Genomic DNA, 6,788 nt, shown 5'->3' with positions numbered 1-6,788 from the left:
GAGGGGCCTTGATCGGGGTGGGAGATTAAACCTTTTTAAAGTACAGCTCCGCCACTGTCTTAAAAGTCTTTCAATCCTTTTCTGAATGGACAAGATCCGGAAACTGTGGTGAAATAATTCATCAATCATGAGGAAGGAAATTATGAAACCCATCAATAACAGCATTGCTTCAAGTACTCAATTTCATCATATTGCTATCAAATGTGTCGACTTTGATAAATCAAAAACCTTTTATACCGAGACCCTGGGCATGAATGCCGCCCTCCAGTGGGGAGAGGGAGACGGACGCGGTTGTATGATGGACATCGGCGGGGGAACTTATATTGAGATCTTTGCAGGAGGGATTAAAACGGAAGCTCCCGAAAACTCGGTGATCCATTTCTGCATTCTCGTAGAAGACTGCGACCTGTATTACAACAGAGCCATGGAAGCAGGATGCAAAAGCAAGGATACTCCTTTTGACCTGGTGATCAATGCCAAAGAAAAAGACCTCCCTATCCGGATCGCTTTTATATACGGACCGGACAACGAGGTCATTGAGTTTTTTCAGTACAGATAATCTATTCTTCTCTATTATTCGCTGTCGCCGGGTCCTGATGCCGTTCCACATCCTCAGGGGCTGGAATTTCATAAACCAGGGGTTTTTCTGCCAGTTCACTCTTCAGGCATTTCACCCAGGGTTTATGGGCTACCAGGAGTTCTCTGGTCATGGCCCTGATTTCATCCAGGGTACAGCTCATTGCCGTGAGAGGATCCAGAGCCATGGCCTGAAAGACATACTCGGGATCTCCTGTCTGGACGGCTAGAACCGCCAGCTCCTGAACATTCAGCTGAGCCTTGTTTATACCCGCCAGATGGGGAGGCAATGCTCCGGTTTTGATGGGCTGAATCCCGTTGCGGTCCACAAGGCAGGGAACCTCCACCAGTGCACCTTCGGGCAGGTTATCGATAAAGCCTTTATTTTTGACATTGCCGTAAATGACGGCAGGAACTCCCGTTTCAATGGCATTGATGATGATAGAACCATATTCCTGGCTCCGTTCCAGGTCTACCGGATTTTCCCAGGAGGCCATCTTCTGCATCTGCTCTTTCCAGTCAGGACGTTTGTAGAGGGTTTTAATAAAACCGGTTCCCCCGTTCCAGTCTGACCATTCCCCTGGACAGTAACGTTTAATCGTCTCTTTGTTCTTCCTGAACCACCAGTTGTATTCTGACACATGACCGCTGGATTCGGTGACGGGAAATCCAAAATGCTTCACATATTCCATGCGGGTTGTGTCGCCATACCAGATTTTGGGAGTGACTGCCAGTCTGGAAATGGCCGGAAGAAGATCCTTGCCTTTATGTTCAAAACGGGTAAACCAGGCCTGGTGATTGATCCCGGAACAGATGTAATTGATCTCTTCCAGGGGGATTTCCAGTCGCCTGGCCCACTCCTCGGCAGTACCCTGAACCGAATGGCACAATCCCACATAGGATAGATCGGGTGCCCCATCCAGGATTCCCCAGGAGAGCATACCCATGGGATTGGTATAATTGAGCACATGAGCCCCGGGGCAGATTTCCAGGATGTCCCCTACAATCTCATTCAGGACAGGAAGAGTCCGCAGGCAGCGCATGATGCCACCGGGAGTGAGAGTATCACCGATGCACTGATTGATACCGTATTTAGCAGGGATATCGATCTCTTTTTCGATGGCTTCATAACCGCCGACCAGGATACTCATAATAATATAGTCAGCACCCTTGAGAGCCTCTTTTCTATCCAGAGTGGCACTGACTGAGGCTTTATCATACCCCCCCTCTTTGAAGATCCTCTGAACGATCTGCTCGGCATAATCCAGACGTTCCTTATCCACATCCAGCAGAGTGAAATGACTGTTTTCCAGAGCAGAATAGGTCAGAATGTCAGCTGTGAGACGGCTTGAGAAGACCAGACTTCCCGCACCGATAATAACGATATTGGCCATAATGACTCCCTTATCTATTTTATTAATAAAAGAATATCACCGACTAGGCACTCACGAAACTGTCATATTGTTGTTTTATGATGGTATTTTATTGTATTTGGGTGGTATTATAGTGCTTATGAGAAGATCCCAGCTTTCAGAACAGAAAAATTATACCACCGGGTTGGTCCAATGGGGCCGGGAAGACTGCTCACCCGGCCATGAATTTGGAGGCATAAGAGATTACTACCTGCTTCACATCATCCAACAGGGAGAGGGAGTCTATCATTCCCGCAGAAAACGATGGAAGCTTTCCAGGGGGGACGCCTTTCTCATATTCCCGGGACAGAAACACTCCTATCAGGCAGATCTCAAAGAACCCTGGTCCTATTTCTGGCTGGGATTTACAGGTGAGTTTTCCGATCTGTTTGCACCCCTTTGTATTAATCCGGACAATCCTATTCTTCATACAGATACTCCGGAAGAACTGTTAAAAATATTCTCGGAAATCCCCAGCCAGAGGATTTATCAGCATCCGGGGATCAGGCTGGAAAATCTGGGACGTCTGAATACCATACTGGGAAAACTCAGCAGAGGCAAAGCGCAGTCCAAGGACAATGCTCCTTTGACCGGAAAAGAGGGATCTCATCATGTCCACTCCATGGAATTGTTCATCCAGAACTACTTCAACACCCCCATTCAGGTCCAGGATGTCATTGATTTTGTCCAACTGGAACGCTCCTATGCCTCCAGGATCTACAAAGAACAGACCGGAACCACCCTAGGCAGCTCAATCAGAAATCTCCGCCTCTTAAAAGCAGAAGAATATTTAAAAACCGGCTGGTCTGCCAAAGAGACTGCCTACAGCTGCGGCTACAGGGATTACAATAATTTCCTGAAGGCCTTTAAGAAGGCTTACGGAATGACTCCGGGAGCATTTAAAGGGTGAAGAATCTTGAATATTATTGATATTAGGTTTCTACTGATATTCTATGACATTATCCAGCCGCCTACTGAAGAACCTTTTCATTTTGCCGAAAATAGTGGTAGATTGTGTGAAATATTTTAGAACTGAATTTTAATTTAAAACAGGAGAAATTTATGAAAAAGAAAAGTATCATTTTTATATTGCTGGCTATATTGATCATTCCGGCAGCATATTCCGAGACAGGACTAGGGGCGGCTTATACCTTTGGGATGGACAAAGAGGGAAACAACAGCGGTGCTGTTTTGAGTATGAGTACACCTTCCATACCCGGTACTGTGCTGAATGTCAGGTTGACCTTCAATGGTTCTGAGTATTTCAATTTCAGCGTCAGCGATGACTGGTGGGTCGTTCAAGAAAACATCACAGGAGATCTGGACCTGTATATCGGTCTCGGCTTTTACACAGGTTTCACAATGGCAGACAATAATGCAGATTTCAGCCTGGGTGGACGGATTCCTATTGGTTTAACGATCAAGCCCATCGATTTCCTGGAGTTTTTTATGGAAATAGCCCCTGCCATGGGAGTGGGATTTGAACCGACCATCTACTTTCCCTCCTGGAATGTACAGGCAGCTCTCGGTCTGAGACTCTGGTTTTAAAACTTAATCATTATTAAAATTTTGAAGAAGAGATTCATCCCTTTATAAGAGAGTACTTTCTCTATACTCTTTCCACATGGTTTCAAACCAGAATTCTTCTGAAGGCAGATCTCTGCAGGCTGTAAAGCGGGCGTCTATATTCCAGTCTTCTCCCAATTTCAAACTCTGAAGAAAGTGATTCATCTTCGGATGTTCATCCTTGAAACTCCAGGACGAACCCAGGAGAGGATGTGATTCCTTCCCGGATTCATCCAGAACAAGAAAAGAGCCGCGGCTGCCGCCCCCTTCCTCAAGATAATGCCGGATTGCCTTCAGGTAAAAAACCTGAGCCACTGCCAGCTGGCGATTCTTGAGAGCAAAAGGAATCTGCTCTCTATTCAGTAGTGTCTGAGATCTGAAGTGTCCCAATTGATCCCTGGCTTCTGCTTCTGCCCTTTGGCTGGATTTCAGAGAGCGGATAAATCCTCCGGACCGGGTCATCCTCCTTTGAAAATCTTTCCTGTATTGAAAAACATCAGGTCCATCAGAATCATTCAAAAGTTCCTGGATTCTTCCCATCCAGAGTTCCGCTTCTGTCAGGACTATACCCCTGACAGACTCAGGGGTCATTTCTGCAAGCCCATAGGACCGGGCAATTCTGGTGGCGGCACGCAGAGCCCCGACCTGACCGGAGTTCAATGCCGAACCACCGGGTCTGTACACACCATGACTGCCATTGACTTCTCCTATTGGAAAAAGCCTTTGAATGTTAGTGGATTCCCACCAGAGGTCTCCAGCCAGACCGCCGTTGTTATGCTGAGCGCAGACAGCAATTTCAAGAGCTTCTTCGGTAAGATCAATTCCATGCTCTTTATAAAGAGAAATAGCCGGTTCGTTAATCTGGCGCAGCCTTTCAAGAGGAGTGTCGCCGTTGACATGAGAGGCCTTCAGATAATCAGATACTTCACTATGCTGTTCATCCAGAGAAAAATCCTCTTTGCTCCCCAGAGGATTGATACGAAAGTCCATAAAGACCCGTCTTCCTTTGACCTCTCTCTCAATGTAGACAAGAAGATCAATCAGAGAAGAACCATGATTCCTGACTTTCTTTGGATCAAAGGGCCATTGATAACCCTTTAAGAAAAGGGCATGACAGAGTTCTTTCATTGAATCGAAGTAGTCTGAAAGAAAATACTGACGGTCACTTCCTTGAGAATCTGTGCTGTAATAACAGGGGAGAACCTGCTGATAGCTGCCCGACAGGTTCCATCTGAATTGAATGGAGGCAATGCCGAACTGGGATTCTGTCAGATTGACGGCTTCCGCACCGGCTTCCAGGGCCATGCCGATTCCACCCCTTTGCATTGGAGGATAAACAGAGGTTTCATACAGACCTCCCGGACCACCCACTCCCAGGACTGTATTATCCGCCAGATAGACTTCCAGACCGTAGACCTCATCATTCAGATGCCGTTTATTCAGAGCCAGCACTCCGATGGCCTTACTGTCGCTGGTGAGAACAAGAAGGACTTCCCTATGATCCAGAAGAGGGATGCCCCGTCGGACAACTTCTGCCGTCAGAGCTTCCGTCATGGCTTTGGAAGTATAAGGCCCCAGAGAAACACCCCGAGTAAGGGGATCATGATCAGTCTTGTATCCGGTGTATCCGCCGTAGGGATTATGAGGAAAATCGACCCCCAATGAGATCAAATGATAAAAACTGTTCAGAGAATTCTGGGCTTCAACAAGGGCAATATCTCCGTGCATACAGCCCCCTCCAGACAGAGCCTTTGCCATGGCATAGGGAGAATCGGGAGTCATCCCCGCATCGGCCAGTTTGTAGTAGGTCTGTTTATCCGAACCCGTATTCCGGGAAGTGCCGCCTCTGAAATTATCTGTGACGATGAGAAGATCCAGAACCCCCTGCCTGTGAAGCCGCTCGGCACAGCACAGAGAAGCTGCTCCGCTGCCCACCACCAGAGTGTGAACCTGGCGGACGGGTAGAGAGAGTTCCTGTCCTTCCCAGGAAAGGGCCCAGGTCTTTACATCGGTCATGCTCATTTATTCCGATTCTTCCAAACATTCTTGTAATAGTCATTATAGAGAATACAGCCGTCATTTTTCTGCGCTACCATCAGCTTGGTACAACCGGAACAGGCCGTGCAGTAGTCCACCTCTTCTCCCTGGCGGATCTTTTCCGGGAAGAGAGGATCAGCAAAGGACTGCCGTCCCCATCCCGCACAATCGGCATAGCCCTTCCTGATATTTTCATCTGCCATGGAAAGGGCCTCTTCCTTAAGGATGGAATAGGCCGAGCCAATGACTTTCATCTTAGTTAAGCCTTTGGCCCATTTTGTATAACGCATCTGGTGTAGATACAGGTTTTTGGATGGTGCTGTCGGCCGGGTGATATCACTTGTGGTCCCCGGTATCCCTGCAGAGATATTCACATAATCCATACCCAGATTTTCCATGATTTTGATAATTTTTTCCATTTCTTCCAGGTCTTCCAGAATCTCCCCGGGTCCGCTTGTTCCGCAGCCCCCTTCAATTCCCTCATACACAGAAATTCGGGACCCCAGTATAAAGTCCGGATTTTTCAGACGGGACCTGATTTCAGGAATAGATTCTCTTAAAAAACGGGATCTGTTCTCAAAGGAGCCGCCCCATTTGTCATCCCGCACATTCCCCGGACGGAGCATTTCACAGCCAAAATAACCATGGCACATTTTAAAATCGACTCCGTCAGCCCCGGCTTCTTCTGCCAGAAGGGCCGCTTCCATAATGGCGTACCGGATGTTTTCCACTTCATTTGTTGACTGGAGTTTCTCCCCTTCGGCAGGACTATAAAGAGCCGTTGCGGTTGAGTGGCTTTTAACCGCCTTACGGCCGGAATGAGTGACCTGAAACAGGAGGATTGTTTCAGGAGCAATTCTCTTAAACTCTGAAACAAGAAATTTGAATCCTTCCAGATTTTCCCTTGTGAGTATCATCTGATTGACACGGGCCAGGGAGCCTGAATCCGCCGAAAGGGCTTCCACTACCACGGCCCCCCAGTGACCAGAGGCCAGTTTTTTATATCTCTCAATACCCATTTCTGATACAGAACCGCCGGGACCTCCATCGTTGGCTTCCATAGCCTGAGAGACAAAGCGGTTAGGCATGGTTTTATTTCCGAGACTTCCGGATTTGAAAAGATAGGAATATTGATTCTGAGACATGATTGTTCTCCTTTTTATTGCATGCAATATTATCCTTTGAAAGCATGAGTTT

Annotated in this window: 6 protein-coding genes; 3 read left to right on the top strand and 3 right to left on the bottom strand. The window is 47.4% G+C overall.

All coding sequences use genetic code 11. From position 1 onward, the window contains the following. The first annotated feature begins 142 nt into the window (after positions 1–142). Complete coding sequence (locus PF479_RS12335; protein WP_298006980.1) at positions 143–559, top strand: VOC family protein; 417 nt, start codon at positions 143–145, stop codon at positions 557–559. 1 nt (position 560) lies between these two features. Here the strand turns inward: PF479_RS12335 and melA are convergent, their stop codons facing one another. Continuing rightward, entirely contained in the window at positions 561–1,970 is a 1,410-nt protein-coding gene (gene melA, locus PF479_RS12330) for an alpha-galactosidase (protein WP_298006978.1), read from the bottom strand. A 118-nt stretch (positions 1,971–2,088) separates the two neighbouring features. Here melA and PF479_RS12325 point away from each other — a divergent pair, with 118 nt between their 5' ends. Together PF479_RS12325 and PF479_RS12320 are read left to right on the top strand one after the other, a co-directional pair. Continuing rightward, positions 2,089–2,898, top strand: coding sequence for an AraC family transcriptional regulator (locus tag PF479_RS12325; RefSeq protein ID WP_298006975.1), 810 nt, complete (start codon positions 2,089–2,091; stop codon positions 2,896–2,898). A gap of 152 nt (positions 2,899–3,050) precedes the next feature. Next, positions 3,051–3,536: a hypothetical protein gene (locus tag PF479_RS12320; protein WP_298006973.1), complete on the top strand. Its 486-nt coding sequence runs from the start codon at positions 3,051–3,053 to the stop codon at positions 3,534–3,536. A 42-nt stretch (positions 3,537–3,578) separates the two neighbouring features. Here PF479_RS12320 and PF479_RS12315 read toward each other — a convergent pair whose 3' ends face one another. Both PF479_RS12315 and PF479_RS12310 read right to left on the bottom strand, forming a co-directional pair. Further along, positions 3,579–5,576 carry an FAD-binding protein gene (locus tag PF479_RS12315; protein WP_298006970.1) on the bottom strand — a complete coding sequence of 666 codons (1,998 nt, stop codon included), beginning with the start codon at positions 5,574–5,576 and terminating at the stop codon, positions 3,579–3,581. Next, a complete protein-coding gene (locus tag PF479_RS12310; protein ID WP_298006967.1) occupies positions 5,573–6,736 on the bottom strand; it encodes a hypothetical protein in 1,164 nt (387 codons plus the stop codon). The genes PF479_RS12315 and PF479_RS12310 overlap by 4 nt, the downstream gene beginning before the upstream one ends. Positions 6,737–6,788 lie beyond the last annotated feature (52 nt).

Source organism: Oceanispirochaeta sp., from assembly GCF_027859075.1.
In the GTDB taxonomy this organism is placed as follows: domain Bacteria; phylum Spirochaetota; class Spirochaetia; order DSM-2461; family DSM-2461; genus Oceanispirochaeta.
The sequence above is the reverse complement of the archived record's forward strand: the minus strand, read 5'-3'. Positions and strand labels throughout refer to the sequence as shown.